General features: G+C 64.2%; 15 protein-coding genes. 11 read left to right on the forward strand and 4 right to left on the reverse strand.

Annotation, left to right across the window (positions count from 1 at the left end):
- Window positions 1-318: 318 nt before the first annotated feature.
- The 5 genes from AQZ50_RS16250 (at window position 319) to AQZ50_RS16270 (ending at window position 7,294) form a co-directional block, all read left to right on the forward strand.
- Window positions 319-2,685 carry a TonB-dependent receptor gene (locus AQZ50_RS16250; protein ID WP_197412531.1) on the forward strand — a complete coding sequence of 789 codons (2,367 nt, stop codon included), beginning with the start codon at window positions 319-321 and terminating at the stop codon, window positions 2,683-2,685.
- 157 nt (window positions 2,686-2,842) lie between these two features.
- Complete coding sequence (locus AQZ50_RS16255; protein ID WP_067747816.1) at window positions 2,843-3,754, forward strand: fumarylacetoacetate hydrolase family protein; 912 nt, start codon at window positions 2,843-2,845, stop codon at window positions 3,752-3,754.
- A gap of 5 nt (window positions 3,755-3,759) precedes the next feature.
- Window positions 3,760-4,746 (forward strand): cupin domain-containing protein, encoded by a 987-nt coding sequence (locus AQZ50_RS16260; RefSeq protein WP_067747818.1) that lies wholly within the window; start codon window positions 3,760-3,762, stop codon window positions 4,744-4,746.
- 60 nt (window positions 4,747-4,806) lie between these two features.
- A complete protein-coding gene (locus AQZ50_RS16265) occupies window positions 4,807-6,033 on the forward strand; it encodes an FAD-dependent monooxygenase (RefSeq protein WP_231730354.1) in 1,227 nt (408 codons plus the stop codon).
- Window positions 6,034-6,037: 4 nt separating this feature from the next.
- Complete coding sequence (locus tag AQZ50_RS16270; protein WP_067747819.1) at window positions 6,038-7,294, forward strand: CaiB/BaiF CoA transferase family protein; 1,257 nt, start codon at window positions 6,038-6,040, stop codon at window positions 7,292-7,294.
- Window positions 7,295-7,347: 53 nt separating this feature from the next.
- Here the strand turns inward: AQZ50_RS16270 and AQZ50_RS16275 are convergent, their stop codons facing one another.
- On the reverse strand, window positions 7,348-8,154 hold the full coding sequence (locus AQZ50_RS16275) for an IclR family transcriptional regulator (RefSeq protein ID WP_067747820.1): 807 nt from the start codon (window positions 8,152-8,154) through the stop codon (window positions 7,348-7,350).
- A gap of 59 nt (window positions 8,155-8,213) precedes the next feature.
- On the opposite strand from AQZ50_RS16275, the gene AQZ50_RS16280 reads away from it, so the two are divergent.
- Both AQZ50_RS16280 and acnA read left to right on the forward strand, forming a co-directional pair.
- Window positions 8,214-9,200 (forward strand): hydroxymethylglutaryl-CoA lyase, encoded by a 987-nt coding sequence (locus AQZ50_RS16280; RefSeq protein WP_067747822.1) that lies wholly within the window; start codon window positions 8,214-8,216, stop codon window positions 9,198-9,200.
- A 14-nt stretch (window positions 9,201-9,214) separates the two neighbouring features.
- A complete protein-coding gene (gene acnA / locus AQZ50_RS16285; RefSeq protein ID WP_067747824.1) occupies window positions 9,215-11,863 on the forward strand; it encodes an aconitate hydratase AcnA in 2,649 nt (882 codons plus the stop codon).
- Between the two features lie 126 nt (window positions 11,864-11,989).
- Here acnA and AQZ50_RS16290 read toward each other — a convergent pair whose 3' ends face one another.
- From AQZ50_RS16290 to AQZ50_RS16300, 3 genes are read right to left on the reverse strand one after another with little or no spacing between them, the layout of a single operon-like run.
- Window positions 11,990-12,610, reverse strand: a complete 621-nt coding sequence (locus tag AQZ50_RS16290; protein ID WP_067747825.1) for a TetR/AcrR family transcriptional regulator — start codon at window positions 12,608-12,610, stop codon at window positions 11,990-11,992.
- Complete coding sequence (locus tag AQZ50_RS20785; RefSeq protein ID WP_067747826.1) at window positions 12,603-12,812, reverse strand: PNPOx family protein; 210 nt, start codon at window positions 12,810-12,812, stop codon at window positions 12,603-12,605. The genes AQZ50_RS16290 and AQZ50_RS20785 overlap by 8 nt, the downstream gene beginning before the upstream one ends.
- Before the next feature lie 6 nt (window positions 12,813-12,818).
- Window positions 12,819-14,279, reverse strand: coding sequence for a 4-hydroxyphenylacetate 3-hydroxylase N-terminal domain-containing protein (locus AQZ50_RS16300; protein WP_067747828.1), 1,461 nt, complete (start codon window positions 14,277-14,279; stop codon window positions 12,819-12,821).
- Between the two features lie 200 nt (window positions 14,280-14,479).
- Here AQZ50_RS16300 and AQZ50_RS16305 point away from each other — a divergent pair, with 200 nt between their 5' ends.
- The 4 genes from AQZ50_RS16305 to AQZ50_RS16320 all read left to right on the forward strand — a co-directional run bounded on the left by AQZ50_RS16305 (window position 14,480) and on the right by AQZ50_RS16320 (window position 20,339).
- Window positions 14,480-16,045, forward strand: a complete 1,566-nt coding sequence (locus tag AQZ50_RS16305) for an FAD-binding oxidoreductase (protein ID WP_082703730.1) — start codon at window positions 14,480-14,482, stop codon at window positions 16,043-16,045.
- A gap of 476 nt (window positions 16,046-16,521) precedes the next feature.
- Entirely contained in the window at window positions 16,522-17,115 is a 594-nt protein-coding gene (locus AQZ50_RS16310) for an RNA polymerase sigma factor (RefSeq protein WP_067747899.1), read from the forward strand.
- Window positions 17,108-18,091, forward strand: a complete 984-nt coding sequence (locus AQZ50_RS16315; RefSeq protein ID WP_067747832.1) for a FecR family protein — start codon at window positions 17,108-17,110, stop codon at window positions 18,089-18,091. The genes AQZ50_RS16310 and AQZ50_RS16315 overlap by 8 nt, the downstream gene beginning before the upstream one ends.
- Window positions 18,036-20,339: a TonB-dependent receptor gene (locus AQZ50_RS16320; protein ID WP_197412532.1), complete on the forward strand. Its 2,304-nt coding sequence runs from the start codon at window positions 18,036-18,038 to the stop codon at window positions 20,337-20,339. Before AQZ50_RS16315 ends, AQZ50_RS16320 begins: the two co-directional genes overlap by 56 nt.

Below are 20,339 nucleotides of genomic sequence, written 5' to 3' on the forward strand. Positions count from 1 at the left end.
CGGCCCGGCGGGGCCGAATGGTTTCCTCTGATCGGGCGCCGCTGCTTCAGCGCTCTGGTTCCGTCAGAGAGAATTACGTTCCGTTTTGTTTCGGGTCAAGTCGAAGATGCGGGATCGAGGATGCGGGATATGTGCCGGATGGCTGCGGATGGAAGCGGCCGCGATTTGATGGGTTGACCTGGATCAAATTGGAAATTAAAAAGAATGCCATTCCGTCTAACAGAACGGATCAAAGAGGGATGCCGGTCAAAGGCCCGCGCGATGCGCGAGGAGGTCCGGCATTTGATGTTAACTCACGGGTGAGGACTCCGTATGCGCTTGAATGCTCTCTCTTTTTCGCTGCTGGGTGGCATCGCGGTCAGCGCGATGATGCCTTCGCTGGCTTATGCCGCCGACGCGGCTCCGGCTCCGGCCAGCGCTTCCGCCGGTAATGCCGACGCGGCTGCGACCCAGAGCATCAGCGATGGCGATATCGTCGTCACCGCGCAGCGCCGTTCGGAAAGCTCGCAAAAGGCGCCGATCTCGATCGACGTGATCTCGCGCGATACGCTGCGCGAAGCCGGTATCAGCCAGGCGACCGACCTCAGCAAGATCACGCCCGGCGTGCAGGTCGCGATGGGCGGTTCGGCGACCCAGGTCTTTGTGCGCGGGGCCGGTACGCCGACCACCACGCCGCTCAGCGATCCTTCGGTCTCGCTCAATATCGATGGCGTCTACATCGCGCGTTCGCAATCCTTCAACGGCAACATGTTCGATCTCGAGCGGGTCGAAGTGCTGAAGGGGCCGCAGGGCACGCTCTATGGCCGCAACTCTTCGGGCGGCGCGCTCAATCTCGTCGCTGCAACGCCGAAGCTCGGCCAGCTCGCCGGCTATGTCCAGGCGGGTCTGCAAAGCTATGCCGGCTACAATGGCGAAGCGGCGGTCAACATTCCGGTGGGCGATACCCTCGCCATCCGCGCGGCCGGCGAGATCGTTCGTCGTGACGGCTATCTCAGCGATGGTACCAACGACGACAAGCATGAATCGGCCCGCCTGCAGGTCCTGTACAAGCCTTCGAGCGATTTCTCGCTGCGGCTGTGGGGCAACTATCAGCATATCGGCGGCAAGGGCCCGGGCTACGTCGCCTATGAGCCGAGCGCGACCACGCCGGGCGGCGCCTATGTGCCGAGCAACCCCTGGACCAGCGTGATGCCGTTGGTCAATCAGCGCTTCCAGACGATTTTCCACACCAATCCGGACTTCGATACGGCGCAGGCCTATCAGGACATCAACAGCTGGAACGTCCATGCCCAGGCTGACGTAAACCTCGGCTTCGGCACGCTGACCGTCATTCCCGCCTATCAAAGGGTGACGATCCGCGCGGCAAGCTTCCCGGGGATCGAATACAGCACCACCAATTACCAGACCGGTGCGCCGCAGGTATCCAAGGCGGGCTCGATCGAGGCGCGGATTTCCGACAAGGGAGACAGCCGCCTGACGTATACCGTCGGCTTCTTCTACTATGACGAAAAGTTGAGCAACAATTCCACCGTCTATCTCGGCGCTGCGGCACCGGGCGTGTTTGTGCCCAATATTCCCGGTATTCCGGTTACCGGCGCGCTGGCGCTCACGTATACCGCCGATCTGTCGACCAAGAGCTATGCCGGTTTCGGCCAGGCCGGCTACGAACTGTTCGACGGGTTCAAGCTGATCGGCGGCGTGCGTTATACCAACGAATCGCATGATGTGGCCAACGGCACCCAGTGCCTGCTGGCGGCCTATCCGGCGAGCAGCCCGTGCCTTCCTTCCGCGACCGGTCTGCCGGGGCCGGACGGGCAGAAGGTCTATGACCTGTCGTCGCACCTGCATGACAGCCGGGTGAACTACAAGGCGGGCGCCGAATATCAGTTCACGCCGCAGAACATGGCCTATTTCACCGTCTCCACCGGTTTCAAGTCGGGTGGCCAGCCGGTGGCGGCGGTTCCGGCCTATCTGCCGGAAACGCTGACGGCCTATACGCTGGGTTCGAAGAATCGCTTCTTCGGCGGCAAGCTGCTGGCGAACCTGGAGCTGTTCTGGTGGGATTTCACCAACAAGCAGGAATCGCTGCAGGCGCTTGACGCCTATGGCACCAGCCAGTCGGTCACGATCAACGCCGGCAAGGCGACGTCGAAGGGTGTCAGCCTCGATCTGCGCGGCAAGCTGACCGCCAACGACACGCTGACGCTGAACGCTGAATATGACCATGCCCGCTATGGCAACTTCGTCTGGACCGCCTATGCCAAGCGGCCGTCCACCGGTTGCGCCGTCGCCCCGATCACGGGCACGAGCAATTTCAGCGTCGACTGCTCGGGCTATCAGATGATGCGTTCGCCCGATTGGTCGGGCAGCGCGGGCTATACGCACACCTTCGAGTTCGCAGACGGCGCCCATGTGGACGCCAATGTCAACGCGACCTATGCCGGAAGCCGCTGGATCCAGGCCTCGTTCATTCCGAACGCGCAGATCGGGAGCTATGCCCTGCTCAATGCCGGCGTGACGTATGTCGCACCTGGCGGCAAATATTCGGTCGACCTCTTCGCGCAGAACCTGACGAACAAGGCCGTCTATAACGGCGGCGACCAGAACCCGATCCTGGGTGGTCTGTCCGCCGCAACGATCGGGGCGCCGCGCGTGCTCGGTGGTCGCATCCGCTTCAATTTCTAAGTGTGCGGGGGGTGAGGCAACTCACTCCCCCTCTTTTTAAGGGAGCCGGGCGAGCCCAGGTACGCTCCTGCGTTGACCTTCCGAGTTTTCGCATTTAAATAGAACAATGTTCTGACTAATAGAACATTTAGGTCGAATCAGCCTTTGGAGAAGCCCGGTGAGGATTGCACGTTTCGATGGTGGCAGGATCGGCGTCGTTGTCGGCGAGGATATCGTCGATGTGAGCGCGGCTGCCGGCGTAACGCCGGGCGAATGGCCGCCGGTCGGGCCGGTACGGCTGATCCGCGATTTCGATGCCTTGCGTCCCGCGATCGAGGCTGCGGCGGCCACCGGCGCGAAGCTGCCGCTCGCCTCGGTCCGTCTGGAAACGCCGGTGCCCTGGCCGAACAAGGTCATCGCCTATCCGGTGAACTACCATGCCCACGGCAACGAGATGCAGGCCGGCTATCGCGCGACCAACCAGGGTTTTTTCCTCAAGCCCAACAGTTCGCTGTCCGGCCCTGCCGATCCGATCGTGCTGCCGCATGTGCCGGGCCGCGAGGTCCATCACGAGGCCGAGCTTGGCATCATCATCGGCAAGACCGCGCGCGGCGTCGCGCGCGAGGACTGGAAGGATTACGTCTTCGGCTATGCCTGCCTGATGGACATGGTCGTGCGCGGCCGCGAAGAGCGCGTGTTCCGCAAGGCCTATGACACTTTCTGCCCGGTCGGTCCGTGGATCGTCACCGCCGATGCGGTTCCCGATCCGCAGGCGCTGGAATTCAAGCTGTGGGTCGTGAAGCCCGATGGCAGCAGGGAACTGCGCCAGCATGCCAATACGCGCGATCTGGTGCTCGATATTCCGGGCATGGTCGCCACCGCGTCGGCCGTGATGACGCTCCAGCCCGGCGACATCATTGCCAGCGGCACGCCGCAGGGGGTGGGGCCGATCGTCGCGGGCGACACGGTCCATATCTGGATTCAGGATGTCGGCGAAATGACCGTGCCGGTGGTGCAGGGCACCGAGGGCGCGACCGAGGTCTTTGCCGACGCCTATGTTCCGCCGATCGTCAAGCAGCCGTTGGGGTGAACGCCATGAGCACGGATCTTCTCGCACAGCCGCCGCTGGTGGACGCCAATCCCGCCGCCATCGGCTCGCTCGATGAACTCTACAAGGCCTTCACCGCGCTCAACATGGAAGGCGGCTGGCACCGTATCAAGCCCGCGCTGTGGCGCGAGCCGGCGAAGAATTTCCTGCCGTTCCGTTGGAAATACAGCGATGTCAAACCGATCCTCGCAGCCGCCGGTCACCTGATCGGCACCGACAAGGCGGAACGCCGCAACCTCACGATGTTCAATCCGGCAGAGGGGAACATCTACCCCACCGTCAATACCATCGTGGCGGCCTATCAAATGGTCAAGCCGGGCGAGATCGCCCGTTCGCATCGCCATACCGCCAACGCGCTGCGCCTGATCCTGGAAGGGCGCGGCACGTATACCGTGGTCAATGGCCAGCGCGTGGAAATGCGTCCGGGCGACGTGCTGCTGACTCCCAACTGGGCCTGGCACAGCCATGAAAACGTCGGTCAGGACGAATGCTACTGGATGGACTTTCTCGACGTGCCGCTCGTGCATCTGTTGGAACCGATGTTCTACGAGCCGCACGCGGAAGGGCTGGAAAAGGATGTCGTCGACAGCGACGGCGGCCCCTTGGCCTTCCGCTGGGAAGATACGGTGAAGCGGCTGGAAGCGGTGCATGGGCAGGACTTCGATGATGCCCATGCCTCGGTCCAGCTTGGCGATCCGGCGCTGAAGACCATCCGGCTCGACATGCAGCGGCTCGACGCGGGCAAGCCGACCCGGACCTGCCGGACCACCGCGAACATCGTCTATGCCGTGGTGCGGGGCAAGGGCACGACCGAAGTCGATGGCTCTGCCATCGGCTGGAGCTTCGGCGATACCATCGCCGTGCCTGCCTGGCGCCCCTACCGCCATGTCGCCGTCGAGGATGCGGTGCTGCTCAAGGTTTCGGACGCGCCGGTCATGGCGGCGTTCGACTGGCTGCGCGCGTCTGCCCGATAATCGATGGATAGGGGCCGCGCTTTGGCCCCCTCACAAATTTCCTGGAAGGGAGTCTCGTTCGTGAACCAGCCCAAGAAGATTTTGCCCAAGAAGGTTTTGCCCAAGAAGGTTTTGATCGCCGGTGGAGGGATCGGCGGCGCAGCGGCGGCGCTGTCGCTGCTGCAGCGCGGCTTTGATGTCGAAGTCTATGAACAGGCCCCGGAATTGGGCGAAGTGGGCGCGGGCATCCAGATCAGCCCGAACGGTTCGCGCGCGCTTCATGCGCTGGGCGTGTTCGAGACTCTCAAGGGCCTGTCCTGCGCTCCGGAGAAGAAGGAATTCCGCCTGTGGAACACCGGCAAGGCGTTCCCGCTGTTCGACCTGGGCGACAGCGCTACCGAGAAATACGGCTTTCCCTATCTCACCGTCTTTCGCCCGGATCTGCTCGGCACGCTGGTGGACGCGGCCCGCGCGCTGAAACCCGATGTCTTTCACCTCGGCAAGACCGTCGCGGGCTTTGAGCAGGACGACAAGGGCGTCACGCTCAGGCTGGCCGACGGCACTGTCGCGACGGGCGATGCGCTGATCGGCGCCGACGGCGTCAAGACCGCGATCCGCCGCCAGCTGTGGGGCGATGACGAGGCGCAGTTCCGGGGGCTGGTCGCCTGGCGCTCGGTGATCCCGATGGAACTGCTTCCCGAAAGCCTGCGCCAGATGGTCGGCTGGACCTGGATCGGGCCCGGCGCGCATCTCGTCAACTATCCGCTGCGCGGCGGCACGCTGATGAACATGGTGGGCACTGTCGAGAACGGCACCTGGGCTGCCGAAGGCTATCGCCAGATCGGCGACAAGGCCGAATGCCTGCGCGATTTCGCCGGCTGGCACGACGTGGTCCAGACCTTGATCAAGGCTGCGCCGCAGTTGATGAAATGGGCCTTCATGGAACGCAAGCCCGCCCCCGCCTGGGGTCAGGGCAAGGTCTCGCTGCTGGGCGATGCGGCCCACGCGACGCTGCCGTTCCTGGCGCAGGGCGCGGTGATGTCGATCGAGGATGGTGTTGTCCTCGGTCGCTGCCTCGATGCCTTTGATGATGTCGAGACGGCGCTCAAGCATTACGAGGGCGCGCGCGTCGAGCGCACCACCCGCATGGTGCAGGGCGCCAAGGACAATACCGGCCGCTTTCACGCGCCGGAGCTTGCGACCGAGGAAGGCGCCATCGCCTATATGGAACAGGAATGGAGCCGCGCGCCGATCGCCGGCCGCTATGACTGGCTCTACAAGTATGACGTGTTGACTGCGGACATCTGAGACGATGAGCGAGACCGCTGCCCGGCCGAATGCCGACCTGCCGCCTGCCGACCTGCCGCACGCCGACCTGCTGTCGGGTGTCCGGGTGCTGGACCTGACGAACGTCCTGTCCGGCCCCTATTGCACGTATCAGATGGCGCTGCTCGGTGCCGAAGTGATCAAGGTGGAAAACCCCGACGGCGGCGATCTCGCCCGCCAGTTGGGGGCCTCGACCGAACTCAACCGGGAATTTCTGGGCACCTCTTTCCTGGCGCAGAACGCGGGGAAGAAATCGGTCTCGCTCAATCTCAAGACGCCCGAAGGCCGCGATCTGTTCCAGCGGTTGGTCAAAGACGCCGACGTCGTGGTCGAAAACTTTCGTCCCGGCGTGATGGATCGGCTGGGCGTCGGCTACGAGGCGCTGAAAGAGATCAATCCGGGCATCATCTTTTGTGCCATCTCGGGCTTTGGGCAGGAAGGTCCACTGCGGGGCAATCCCGCCTATGACCAGATCGTGCAGGGCATGTCAGGGGTGATGAGCATCACCGGCGATCAGGATTCGGCGCCGTTGCGCGTCGGCTATCCCTTGTGCGACACGCTGGGCGGGCTGTCATCCGCCTTTGCGATCGCGTCTGCGCTCTATGCGCGCAAGGAAACGGGCAAGGGGCGTTTCATCGACGTTTCCATGCTCGATTCGACGATTTCGGTGCTGGGCTGGGTGGTCTCGAATTACCTCCTGGCCGGGGTCGAGCCGCGCGCGGTCGGCAATCAGAACATGACGGCCGCGCCCTCGGGGGTGTTCACGGCGGCCGATGGCCCGCTCAACATCGCGGCCAACAAGCAGGAACAGTTCGAGGCTCTGGCACGGCAAATCGGGCGCGAGGATCTGATCGCCGACCCACGCTTTGCCGGGCGCGAGGATCGCAAGGTCCATCGCGCGGCGCTGAATGGGGAAATCAATGCCGCCCTGGCCAGGCGTCCGGCGGCCGAATGGGAAGCCGAGCTCAACCGGGCCGGAATCCCGAGCGGCCGGGTGATGACCGTCCCCGAAGTGTTGGCCAGCGAACAAGTCAAATCGCGTCGGCTGGTGCAGCATATCCCCTTCGATCAGGCCGGGCTGGACGGCATCGAGGTGGTCCGCTCGGGCTTTCGCTTTGGCGATAGCGAGCCTGCCGCACGCAGCGCCCCGCCGCTGCTGGGCGAACACAATGAAGAGATTTACGGCGAGATCGGCCTGAGCCCCGCCGAAATCGCGCAACTGCGCGAGCGGAAGGTGGTGTGAGGGGCGCCCCGGCGGCCCGCAGCGCCGCCAGTTCCGCCCTCTCGCTGCGGCCCTCAATCCTTCAGGGCCACCAGTTCCCCGGAAAACTGGCGCGGGTCCACGCCCAGCGCAATGGACAGCTTCACGCTCGCCTCGGTGTCGACCGAGCGCAGCAAGTCCTGCTGCTCTTTGGTAAAGCGGGCGATCGGGCTGGAAATCTGCAACGCGCCCACCAGTTCGTTCCGCGGACCGAACACCGGCGCGGAAATGGCCGCCATCTCGCCGTTCACTTCGCCGCGCGAAACCGAATAGTAACGCGGCAGCGGATGCGGCAGCGAGGCGGGATTGGACAAGTGGCGGAAGATCCGCGCCGAGGCGCCGCTTTCCAGTCCGAGCCGGGTGCCGACGCGGATATGGTAATCGCGAACCGCATTCTTGCCGTCCTGGCGGAACAGGCAAAGCTGGCTGTCGCCTTCGCGGATCAGGAAAGAGACGCCTTCGTTCGTCCGGTTCACCACATCCTTCATCGCCGGCTCGACATAGTCGCGCAGCTCGAAGGCATCCTGAAAGATCGACGAGAGCTCGGCCAGTTTGGGACCCAGCCGGTAAGCGCCGTCTGCCATCTGCCAGACATAGCCAAAGCTTTCCAGACTGCCGAGCAGGCGCAGGATCGTGCTCTTGTAAAGCCCGGTGTTGCGCGCCAGTTCCGCCAGCGACTGCACCGGACGGTCATGCGTGAAAGCGCCCAGAATGGTGAAGGCTCGATCGACGGCGGCAACACCCGATTTGGAATTGCCGCGCCCTTCTTCGGGAATGTGCGTAACGAGAACCCCCTCTCGCTGTTCCGTAAACTTGTTCTGATGATCAGAACGCCGGTTCAATAGGAAATGCAAAACGGATTGTCGAGCCTATATTGCAGGCTTCGCTGCGGAGATGAATCATGAATGACTTGCCCAAGCGGATATTCATCAAGGAAGAAGGCCCGCGCGAGGGTTTCCAGATCGAATCCGGGGATATACCGACCGCCGACAAGATCGCCTTGATCGATGCGCTGGCCAAAACGGGCCTGAAGCACATCCAGACCGTGTCTTTCGTCAATCCCGCCCGCGTGCCCGGCATGGCGGATGCCGAAGCGGTGGTCGCGGGCATCACGCCTGTCGAAGGTGTGCATTTCACCGGGCTGTGGCTCAACAATCAGGGCTTTCTGCGCGCGCTGGAAACAAAGAAGCTCCACATGGAAGGCAAGCTGACGCTTTATGCCTCCAGGGCCTTTTTGAAGCGCAACCAGAACCGCACGCTCGAACAACAGTTCGCCGCCCAGCCGGAACTGATCAAGAGCTATCAGCATGCCGGCGTGCCGGTGCGTACCGGCTTTGTCACCGCAGCGTTCGGCTGCAATTTCCAAGGCGATGTCGATGCCGCCTATGTGGTGGAACTGGTGGGGCAGATGCGCGCGATCGCCCGCGACAATGGCGAAGATCTGGACCTGATCGGGCTGGGCGACACCATGGCCTGGGCAAATCCCGAAAAGATCCGGCGCGTGGTCGGCGAGGTCCGCGCGGCGAACCCGGATGTCGCCATTTCGCTGCACCTGCATGACACGCGCGGGCTCGGTCTGGCCAATGCCTATGCCGGGCTGCAGATGGGTGTTGCCCATTTCGACGCGGCGGTGGCAGGGCTTGGCGGTTGCCCTTTTGCCCGGCATTCGGGCGCGGCCGGCAATATCTGCACCGAGGATCTGGTCTTGATGTGCGAGGAAATGGGCATCGAAACCGGCGTCGATCTCGAAGCGCTGATCGATTGCGCGCTGATGGCCGAAAAGATCGTCCGCCATCCGCTGCCCGGCAAGGTCAAGACGGGCGGCAGCCTGCGCGCGCTGCGCGAAAAGCTGGCTTTGGGTGATGCCACCCCGGTCGTGGCCGAATAGCGGAAGCGCGAGACATGGCCAATACATTCGGCGCGCGCAGCACCCTGCGCGTGGGGCAGACGGACTATACCTATTTTTCGCTGCCACAGGCACAGGCCAGCCTCGGCAGCCTTGCGCGCATGCCGTTTTCGCTGCGGGTGGTGCTGGAAAACCTGCTGCGCTGCGAAGACGGGGTGCGTGTCACTGCCGATGACATCCGCGCCTTTGTCGCGCCTCCGCCAGGCCCCGCGCGGGAAATCCAGTTCCATCCGGCGCGCGTGCTGATGCAGGATTTTTCGGGCACGGCCTGCCTCGCCGATCTCGCCGCGATGCGCGATGCCATGGTGCCGCTGGGCAAGGACCCGGCGGCGGTGAACCCGACCATCCCCGTTCATCTGGTCATCGACCATTCGGTGATGGTCGATCATGCCGGCGAGCCGCAGGCCTTTGAGCGCAATCTTGCGCTGGATTACGAGCGCAATTCGGAACGCTATGCCTTTCTGCGCTGGGGCGCGCGCTCGCTCGGCAATTTTCAGGTGGTGCCGCCGGGGCAGGGCATCTGCCACCAGATCAATCTGGAAAATCTCGCGCGCGTCGTCTGGACCAGCCGGGGCGAGGATGGCACTTTGCTGGCCTATCCCGATACGCTGGTCGGCACCGACAGCCATACCACCATGGTCAACGGGCTTGGCGTGCTCGGCTGGGGCACGGGGGGGATCGAGGCGGAAGCCGCGATGCTGAGCCAGCCCGTCTCGATGCTGCGCCCGCTCGTGACGGGGGTGCGGCTGGTGGGCGCGCCGGGTGAAGGCACCACCGCGACCGATCTGGTGCTGACCGTGACCAGACTGCTGCGCGCCAGGGGCGTGGTCGGGCGCTTTGTCGAATTCTGCGGGCCGGGGCTGGCCGCGCTGCCGGTCGCGGACCGGGCGACGCTGGCCAACATGGCACCCGAATATGGCGCGACTTGCGGCTATTTCCCCATCGATGTCCAGACGCTGGCCTATCTGCGGCTGAGCGGGCGCGACGAGGAACAGATCGCGCTGGTCGAAGCCTATGCAAGGGCGCAGGGCCTGTGGCGCGAGGCTGATGCCGCGGACCCGGCGTTCGACGATCTGGTCGAGCTGGACCTCGGAACGATCGTGCCGTCGCTGGCGGGCCCCAAGCGCCCGCAAGACCTTGTCGCGCTGCCCGATCTCGCCGGCGGCTTTGCCGAGGCTCTGGCCGATTTCGGCGCGGTGCCGGGCAGGGGCTTTCCCGTTGCCGGCGCGGACTTCACTCTCGACCATGGCGCCATCGCCATCGCCGCGATCACCAGTTGCACCAACACGTCCAACCCCGCCTCGGTGATCACCGCCGGGCTGGTCGCACGCAAGGCCCGTGCGCTGGGGCTTGTGCCCAAACCCTGGGTGAAATGCTCGTTCGCGCCGGGCAGCCGGGTGGTGAGCGATTACCTTGCCCGTGCCGGGTTGCAGGACGATCTCGATGCGCTGGGCTTCAATCTGGTGGGCTATGGTTGCGCCACCTGCGTCGGCAATTCGGGGCCGTTGGCCGGAAATATCGGCATGAGCATCGCGGAGAATGCCATCGTCGCGGCCGCCGTGCTTTCGGGCAATCGCAATTTCGAAGGGCGGATTTCGCCGCTGGTGCGCGCCAACTACCTGGCTTCGCCGGGGCTGGTAGTGGCCTACGCCTTGCTCGGTTCGGTGGCGGTGGACATGGCGACGCAGCCGCTGGGGGTGGCCCCGGACGGGCAGCCCGTCCATCTGCGCGACATCTGGCCGACGCGCGCCGAAGTGGCTGAAACATTGGCCCGCTTCGTCACCCCGGCCAGCTTTGCCGCAGTGGGCGACACGGTGTTCGCAGGGGACGAACGCTGGGCGGCGCTGCCTGCGGATCAGTCGGACCGGTTTCCCTGGGCTGCGGGCTCCACGTATATTGCGCCGCCGGATTTCTTTGCGGGCATGTCGGCAGAGCCGGGGGCACCTGCCGACATCGCGAGCGCCGCGCCCATCGCGATTCTGGGCGATTCCATCACCACCGACCATATTTCGCCGGTGGGCGCCATCGCACCCGACAGCCCCGCAGGCCATTACTTGCGCGGTCTGGGTGTGGCGCCGGTGGACTTCAATTCCTATGGCACGCGGCGCGGCAATCATGAGGTGATGACGCGCGGCACGTTCGCCAATATCCGGGTGAAGAACGAGATGTTGCCCGGCGTCGAAGGCGGCATGTCGCACCACCGGGGCAATGTGCTGCCGATCTATGACGCGGCCATGCGGTTCCGCGCCGAGGGCGTGCCGCTGGTGATCATCGCCGGCAAGGAATATGGCACGGGTTCGGCCCGCGACTGGGCGGCCAAGGGCACCGCCGCCATCGGCGTGCGCGCGGTGATCGCCGAGAGTTTCGAGCGCATCCACCGTGCCAATCTGGTCGGCATGGGTGTCCTCCCGCTGCAATTCGCGGGCGGTCAGGATCGTCGCACGCTGGGTCTGACGGGCGCGGATCGTTTCACCATCACCGACCTTGGCGGGTTGGCGCCGCTGGGCACGGTGAGGGTGGTGGTGGAGCGTGAGGATGGCTCGCGCTTTGGCTTCGAGACGCTCTGCCGGATCGATACCCGGATGGAACTGCGCTATTTCATGGGCGGCGGCATCCTCACCTCGATTGCCCGTGCCATCGGTTGAGCGTCGGCTGAGCAACGGTTGAGCAACGGTTGAGCATTGGGGGGGGGGCATCGCCCGTCAAGGCGCTCGGGCAGTTTGACCATGCGGGAGCGAGGACCAGCGCCTCGGCTCCCGATTCGACCAATCCTAACCCTCGATACCCCGGCACGCCATGTCGGCCAGAATGTCGACCGCCGCTTCCCAATCAAAGCCGGCCAAATCATAGCCCATCACACTGGCCAGCCTCTCGCCGCGCGCCAGCGGGTAGATATAGACCCCCAGCACCACATTCATCGCGAGAAAGAAGCGCCGCTCGTCAAGGTCGGGCAGGCACCGGCGCAGCAGGACGATCAACCTTTGCCGCACCGGCTCGGCCAGTTGGCGGGTGATGGCGCGCGCCTCTTCGGAAGGATCGAGCAGGGCCAGGCTGTAGACGCGACGGATCTTTTGCATGCCCGTCCCTTCACAGGTCATGCCCGAGCCGAAGAATGCGGCGATCACCGCGCGGGCGGAAAAATTCCCCTGCGCCTCCAGCACGTCGAAACTGGCATTTTGCGCGGCATGGATCGGATCGAAATGGCGCTTGAAAACCTCGACGAACAATTCCCGCTTGCCGCTCCAGTTGCGGCTGAGCGAGGCGAGGCTGGTGCCCGCCCGCGCGGCAATGGCGCGGATGGTGCAGCGGTCATAGCCGCTTTCGATAAATTGTTCATCGGCTGCAACAAGAAAGCGCTCGCGGCTGGTGCTTTCCAGCGGGGCATCAGCCATGAAATTCAACTTGCCCGCAGCGCCCGTCGCCATGGACCAGCGTCCGACCGCCTCGCAGGACCACGCATTCCACCAAACCTGTCACCACCATATGATTGCCAAATTCCGCTGCCTGTTCCACGCGGCACAGGATAGTGGCCGCGGCGGATTCCACAAGCGACAGGCGTATGGCGGCGCGGAAGTCTCCTTCCAGCGCCGCCATTTTCACTCATTTCCACTCTACGTCAGGCAGTGCGCCCGACTTTTCGAGGAATTCGCGCACCTGCCCCCATTGGCCGTCGCGCTGGGCGTACATATGGTCGCCGATGCGCGCGCGGCCCTGGCTGGTGAGATAGAACATCTCGTACAGTTCAACGCGGCTGCCCAGCGCCGAACCGGCAAAGTCCCACGCCGTGCGCATGATGCTGGCACGCTGCTCGGCGCTGATACCCGCCGCACCGGGCAGATATTTGCGCAGCGCATCGCCGATTTCAGGATCTTCGAACAGCTTGAGCGAGGGCGTGCACAGCAGATTGTGCGATCCGATCGCGCGGATGATCTGGTTTACGCGCGTCATCCAGCCCGGCATGACACAGCGCAGCACCGACAGATCGCGATGCGGGAAGAAGGCTCCCGCGCCCCAGTCATGCGCGCGTGCCTCGGCGCCGACAATCGCCGAACGGGTGAGCGTAAGATAGGCGTGGATCTCGCCCAGCATTTCGGCCGCATCGGGACGGGCGATGCTGTTGCTGACCTTGAGGATGCTCGAACACAGATCATAGGCGAATTCGAGCTTCACCATCGCGCGGATCGCGGTCTGCTGCAGCGTGTTGCCCGGCGAAACGCCCTGGTTGAGGTTGTTGTAAACGTTGAGATCGCCATCGCAGAACACGCGCTCATAGGGCACTTCGACATCGTCAAAGATCACGAAGGCATCCTGCTCGTCAAAGCGCGAGGAGAAGGGGGCGTCCTGCACGCTGGCATTGGTGCCATAATGGTCGCGGCAGATCTGGATCACACCCTTGGTCTTGACGGGGATCGAGAAGATCAGCGCATAGTCCTCTCCGCCCGACGGGATCGGGGACGAGGAATAGACATAAAGCTCGTCGGCCAGCGGCCCGAGCGTGGCCAGCACTTTGCCGCCGCGCACGATAATGCCGTTTTCGTTGCGACCCACCACGCGCAGCGTGAGGTCGGTGTTCATGCCCGCCAGATCGCCCACGCTCTTGTCGATATTGGCGTGCACGATGGTGTGGGTCATCGAGAGATCGCCCTCGATCACTTCGCGATGAAACTTCTTGAGGCGCTCATAGCCTTCGGGCTTGCCGCGCGCCCAGATGTCGGCGCGGGCGGTATGGCCCGACAGCACCACGTTCACATAGTCGGGCGTGCGTCCCAGCATGCCGTTTGAATAGCGCGCCAGACGCTCCAGCCCGCGGTGGCGGATCGCCAGATCTTCCGCGCTTCTGGGCAGCATCAGGCTGACATTCATCTTTTCGCCCGAGCGCTCGGGGTCGGAAATCAGGCAATCGTCGGCATACGTGTGCTGCCAGTCAAAATAGCCGGCCATGCCGTTTACCGATCCGGCCAAAAGCGGGTCGTCGGTTACGGACACCTTGTTTTCGCCCAGATAGACGACGCGGTCGTCGTTCAATCCGGCTTTATATTCGTCGCCTGTGCGAGCGGCCATTGCATCATCTCCCCATCTATGGAAACAACTGTATTCACGAGTCGTGGAATGCACAATGAAATGTCATTCTGTCAACCGGAACCATGCACGCTGACGCTCTGGTTTCAAATTATGGAATGTCGTTCTGTTTTGTACACGCGCGGAATGTGAAAGCGCCCGCCCGGTCAAGGGAGGGGCAAGACAAAGGGAAGAGTTGACCAATGCCTGCCGTGCCAATGACTGCCGTGATCGCGCCGATTGCCCCCAGTCCCGAAACCCTCAGCCGCACCCGCGAACGCTTTGCCGCTCTGCTGGGCGCTGATGCCGTCCTGAATGCGGATACCGGCCTTGGCGTGTTCCACGACCCCTTTGAAGGGCCGCAGGCGCAAGGCCATCAGCCTTCTCTCGCGATTCAGCCGGCCACTGTCGAGCAAGTGCAGGAAGCGCTGCGGCTGGCTCGTGAGCTGGGGATTCACGTGTGGACATCCTCGATGGGCCGCAATTTCGGCTATGGCGGCTCCGCGCCGGTGGTCGATGGCGGGGTGGTGCTCAATTTGCGCCGCATGAACCGCATTCTCGACATTGATGAACGCAATGGTTTTGCCGCGATTGAACCGGGGGTCACTTTCGCCGATCTTTATGCCGCTTTGCGCAAGGATGATATTCCCCTGATGATGTCCGTGCCCGATCTGGGTTGGGGCAGCATGACCGCCAACGCGCTTGAACATGGCATTGGCTACAATGTTCTTGGCGACCATGCCTCGGCGCTGTGCGGGCTGGAGGTGGTGCTGCCTGACGGATCGCTGCTGCACACCGGGCAAGGCGGCATCCCCGACAGCCCGCTGTGGCACTGCCACCGACGCGGCTTTGGCCCTGCGGTCGACGATTTGTTCAAGCAATCCAACCTTGGCATTGTCACCAAGGCGGGCGTGCAGCTCATGCCCCGCCCGGAAGTGATCATGACCGGCACGATCCGCTGCGAGGGCAAGGAGGATGTCGGCCCCTTGCTCGATATGGTGCGCCGCCTGTTGCAGGCAGGCGTACTGCAAGGCGTGCCGATGCTGGTCAGTTCCCCCCCTTCGGCCACGGGTGATGGCGGCGGCGCTTTCACCGCCGAAAATCTGCGCAAGGTGCTGCGCCCCGGGCGCTGGAACCTGCGCTTTGGTCTTTATGGCCACGAAGCGCTGGTGGCCTCGCGACGCGCGATCCTCGAGGCCGAGGTGGCCAAGATCCCGGGCGCCGTGCTCGAGGCGCGAACGTATGCCGGCGATTCCGGGCCAGACGAGGTCGAACCGCGCGATCTGATTGCGGCGGGCATTCCCAATCAGGTGTTGCTGGAGAGACTTACCGGCGTCTTCGGCAAGAATTTCGGCCATATGGATTTTTCACCGGTCCTGCCCTTCGACGCCGCCTATGCCCACCGCACGGAATCCTTGCTGGGGGAAACGATGGCGCGCTTTGGGTTGATCGGTGCTTTCGGCCTTTTGTGCTTTCCGCGCAGCATGGTGAGCGCCAGCCTGATCATGTTCGACGCCTCCGATCAGGCGCGCGTCGATGCTGCGCGCGTGGCGGTACGTCATCTGTGCGACGAAGTGGCCGGCTGGGGCTGTGCGCCCTATCGCGCCCATGTCGCGCTGGTCGATCATGTGCAGGACAAATTTGCCTATAACGATGGCGCGATGGCGCGTTTTTACACGCGGTTGAAGGACGCGCTCGATCCGGCAGGCATGCTGGCGCCGGGCAACCACGGCATCTGGGCCAGCGGGCAGCGTCCCGATGGGGGCTAGTGGATTGTTTTGACATTTGCATCCCGCCATCCGGATAGCATGGTCGCAAATGTCAAAATCGGAAAATCCACTATAATCAAATGGTTATAGTGGTCCGAAAAGATTCTGACATTTGCACACTACCTAGCCGAGAGCGGTAGCAAATGTCAGAATCGGACCACTAGGGCGTAAACTTCGGTGCGCCCCGACGGCAGGCATCGGGTCATACTGTGGTGACGGTTCGGACGGTGGCGTTCCTTGCTGTCGGCGCTGCGGCGGTCCAATCCGGCGTTGGGCATTGCCCTGGCCATCGTGGCTGCCCTCCCGGGATTGGAGGGCATAAGGCGGCTTGTGGTGACGATGCGTGACGGCGAGCGGAGCCGATGACGCGATATGCCGAACCAAATGGAAAGCAGGATTTGCAGTGCGACTGCGCCGGGGGCATACCATCTCCATGCCACGGTCCTGCCAGTCCAGCCTTGCATCATGGTTTGCCGGTGCCTGATGCCGCCCGGACAGGCGGTCTGCGCGCCGTTCTGCATGACCAGCGCGGCGCAATCTTGCGTTTCCTTGCCGCGCGCTCGGGCAGTGCGGACCTTGCCCAGGACCTTTTTCAGGAATTGTGGTTGCGTCTGGACAATGCCGATCAGGGGCCGGTTGCCAATCCTGTCGCCTATCTGATGCGTGCGGCCAACAACCTCATGCTTGATTATCGCCGGGGCGAACTGCGTGCATGGGCCCGCGATGCGGCGTGGCTCGTTTCCGACAATCCAGCCATGCAGGCACCCGAATCGCTGGCAGACCCGGCCCCTGCCGCCGATGACATGATTGCTGCGCGGCAGGAAGCTGCCTTGATGCGGCGCGCGATCGCAACCCTGCCGCCCGGCGCCCGCCGGGCCCTGACGTTGCACCGCTTCGATGGATTGGCGCATGCCGAGGTGGCTGCGGTCATGGGCATCAGCCGCAGCGGAGTGGAAAAGCACATCGCCGTTGCCATGAAACACCTTCGTCGCGCCGTGATGGACTGGGGTGAAGCCTCGTCGACGGCGTCTGTCAGTCAGAGCGATATGCAAGAGCCCCGTCATGACTGACGACATTATCCTTGACGCCGCCGCGCAATGGCATGGGCAGGTGACCGCCAGCACGGTGGATTGGGATGCCTTCACCCTTTGGCTGGAGTCAGACCCACGGAATGCGCGCGCCTATGACGCGGTTGCACTGGCCGAAACGCTGCTCGACGATTGCGCGCCCGCACTCGCCGTCCCGCTGGCTGCGAATGACGACATGCCGGCAGGGGAAGCCTCCGCACCGGCAAGGTCGTGGTCACGACTGGCGACCGCAACGGGGCTTGCGGGACTGCTGACGCTGGCGGCAGCGCTGGTTCTGGCTTTGCTGCCCCATCGACCGGGCAGTCAAACCTGGCAGACCGGCGATCGGGCGCAATCGCTGGCCATGGCTGACGGCACGCGGATCGCACTCGCCCCCCGCAGCCTCCTCACGCGCGAGGGCGACCACCTCACGCTGACCGGCGATGCGGTCTTTGCCGTGCCACACCGACCGGACCGGACGCTGACGATCACCGCTGGCGAATTGACGGTCAGCGATATCGGCACGCATTTTGATCTGCGCAACGATGACGGCACGATCCGCCTGACGATCGACGAAGGGCAAGTGCGCGTCGCCGGTGCGCGGCTGGCGCGCGCGCTCACGCTCATGGGCGGGCAGGCGCTGGCATTTGATCCCCGCACTGCGCAAATCGTGGTTGGTCCCGCCCGCGCCGGAGCGACCGGCGACTGGCAGCGCGGGCAATTGTCCTATCGCGACACGCCATTGCCGCTGGTGGCGGCCGATATTGCACGATATGGGCGAGGGCCGCTTCGCGTCGATGATGCGATTGCGCAGCAGCACTTTTCGGGAACGCTTCGGCTTGGTACTGGTCACGACCCCGCACAGGACCTGGCGCGCCTCATGGCGCTTGACCTTGCCATGTCTGGCCATGGCGCTGTGCTGCGTGCCGCTCACCAAGGCCACGGCGCAGGAAGCACCGCAGGTCGTCCATCGGATTAACCTGCCTGCGCTGCCGATGGCGCGCACTATCGCGGTCATTGCGCAGACGTATGATGTGGCGATTGGTACGCCCGGCGATTGGCCTCCCGTCATTGCCGCGCCGGTGCATGGTCGGCTGACCGTCGGCGAGGCGCTGCGTGCAGCGCTCAGGCGTTCGGGCTGGCATGCCCGCGCCGTCGACGTTTCGACCTGGCGGATCGAGCCCGGAGCCGAAACGCCGCTACGCCGCATTCCTCCTGCAGCCCCGCCCGAAACCAGGGGCGCGGACCTTTCCGTAACCGGAACAAAACGCAGCCTGACTTTGCGCAACCTGCCGATGTCGGGCGAAGTCGTGACGCTGGGCGATCAAGCCGCGCTTCGTCCCCCGCTCGATGCCGCAACGCTGGCCGCGCGATTGCCCGGCCTGACGCTCGGCGGACCGGGCGCGGGCCAGAGCCGCCTGTTTCTGCAAGGTGTGGCCGACAGCGCTTTCAATGGTGCTGCGCCGGCTACGGTGGCCGTGGTCCTCGACAACGCCCGTGTGTCTTTTGCCGGGGCCGCGCCGGAAATACGCCTGGTCGATATCGATCGGGTCGAAGTGCTCGAAGGGCCGCAGGGCACGCTCTATGGGGCTGGCACACTCGGCGGGATCTATCGCATGGTCACCAATCGCCCCGACCTCGACCGTGCGAGCGGCGACTGGACGGTGTGGGGCGGCGGCACCAGCGGGGCAAGGGGCGGTCCCGACGGCGGCGGCAGCGCGGTCGTCAATGTGCCGGTCGTGCCAGGCATGGTGGCCTTGCGCGCGGTCGGTTATGACGATCATGTCGCCGGCTGGATCCGTTCCACCGGTCAGGATGCGACCAATTCGACCAACACTGCCGGAGGGCGGCTGGCGCTTGCAGCCGCTCCCGGCGGTCGCTGGCGGATCGAGGCCACGCTCATGACCCAGTCGATCCGCACCGCCGACAGCGGGTATGTCTATGCCCCAAACACCCTGACCCGCCCAGCGCAGGCGGCCGAACCGAGCGCGAGTTCGATCGATCATGCGGGCCTGACGGTGACCGGGCCGCTTGGTGCTGGCGAACTCGTCGTGACGACGAGCCGGACGATCCTCGATACCCGGCTGACGTTCGATGCGACACAGGGGGCAGGGGCTTTCGGCCTGTCCGATCCTGCGGCGTTCATGGAATGGACCCACGAAGCGCTATGGGACAACGAAGTGCGTACAACCGGCCATGCGGGAGCCTTGAGCTGGGTCGCCGGGGCTTCCTGGTTCCTCGTCGATTATGCGCGTCAGCACAGTCTGACCGGCAAGGGTGGTGAAACCGTCGGGCTTGATGTCCTGAACCGATCGACGAGCGAGCTTGCCGGATTTGCCGACGCATCGCTTACATTTGCACGGCATTGGCAGATCGACCTTGGCGCCCGGCTGTCGCGTGACAGGCTCGATGAAACGCTGGCGGTCCCGGGCAATACCACCAACACCACGGTTCAGCGCAGCACCCACGTCAGTCCGAGCATGGCCCTGTCATGGCATCCGCGCGCGGCAACGACCGCCTTTGCGCGCGTTGCGACTGCCTTTCGCCAGGGCGAGCTGGACCAGCAGGTTCCAGCGTCCGACGGCAACGACCCGACATCCCCCGGCGATCATCTGGCAACCGCAGAACTCGGCGTCCGACAAACGTTCGCGGGCAATGGGCTGCTGACGATCAGCGCGCATTACACGCAGTGGAACGACATGACGGCGGACACGCTGTTGTCGAACAACATCGTTGCCACGCGCGATGCCGGTTCGGCCCGGATTGTCGGCGCGCAAGGGCAAGTCCGCTTCGTGCCCGCGAAAGGCTGGCGCGTCGAGGGGGGATGGGAAACGGAAGCGGCCCATCTTGTGCGAAATCAGCTCGGCCATGCGCTTGAAGATACCCGCCTGCCCGTGGTGCCGGTCTATACCGTGCGGCTCGCCGCCCATCGCACCTTCGGCATCCTTGGCGGCACGGCGGAGCTTGGCGGTGATCTGCGCCAGATCGGCCCCGGTCGACTGAGCTTTGACTCCGACCTGGACCGGCGGATCGCGCCCCGGCTGGAAACCGGCGTATCGGGCGAAATCCGCTGGTCGCATGTGCTGGCCGCGATCCGCATCGACAATCTGCTCGACGCGCGCAGCGATACCTATGCCTATGGCAATCCGCTGCGTCTGACGACCAGTCAGCAATTCGTGCCAATGCGCCCGCGCGCGATCCTGCTGTCGCTCGGTTTCCGGCCCTGA

The sequence above is a fragment of the Novosphingobium sp. Fuku2-ISO-50 genome (genome assembly GCF_001519055.1).
Lineage (GTDB): Bacteria > Pseudomonadota > Alphaproteobacteria > Sphingomonadales > Sphingomonadaceae > Novosphingobium.

What these genes read in the sequence shown, in the direction of transcription:
- AQZ50_RS16260 (WP_067747818.1), top strand. Translation starts at nt 3,760, where the DNA reads ATGAGCACGGATCTTCTCGCACAGCCGCCGCTGGTGGACGCCAATCCC.
- AQZ50_RS16270 (WP_067747819.1), top strand. Translation starts at nt 6,038, where the DNA reads ATGAGCGAGACCGCTGCCCGGCCGAATGCCGACCTGCCGCCTGCCGAC.
- AQZ50_RS16280 (WP_067747822.1), top strand. Translation starts at nt 8,214, where the DNA reads ATGAATGACTTGCCCAAGCGGATATTCATCAAGGAAGAAGGCCCGCGC.
- acnA (WP_067747824.1), top strand. Translation starts at nt 9,215, where the DNA reads ATGGCCAATACATTCGGCGCGCGCAGCACCCTGCGCGTGGGGCAGACG.
- AQZ50_RS16290 (WP_067747825.1), bottom strand. Translation starts at nt 12,610, where the DNA reads ATGGCTGATGCCCCGCTGGAAAGCACCAGCCGCGAGCGCTTTCTTGTT.
- AQZ50_RS20785 (WP_067747826.1), bottom strand. Translation starts at nt 12,812, where the DNA reads ATGGCGGCGCTGGAAGGAGACTTCCGCGCCGCCATACGCCTGTCGCTT.
- AQZ50_RS16300 (WP_067747828.1), bottom strand. Translation starts at nt 14,279, where the DNA reads ATGGCCGCTCGCACAGGCGACGAATATAAAGCCGGATTGAACGACGAC.
- AQZ50_RS16305 (WP_082703730.1), top strand. Translation starts at nt 14,480, where the DNA reads ATGCCTGCCGTGCCAATGACTGCCGTGATCGCGCCGATTGCCCCCAGT.
- AQZ50_RS16315 (WP_067747832.1), top strand. Translation starts at nt 17,108, where the DNA reads ATGACTGACGACATTATCCTTGACGCCGCCGCGCAATGGCATGGGCAG.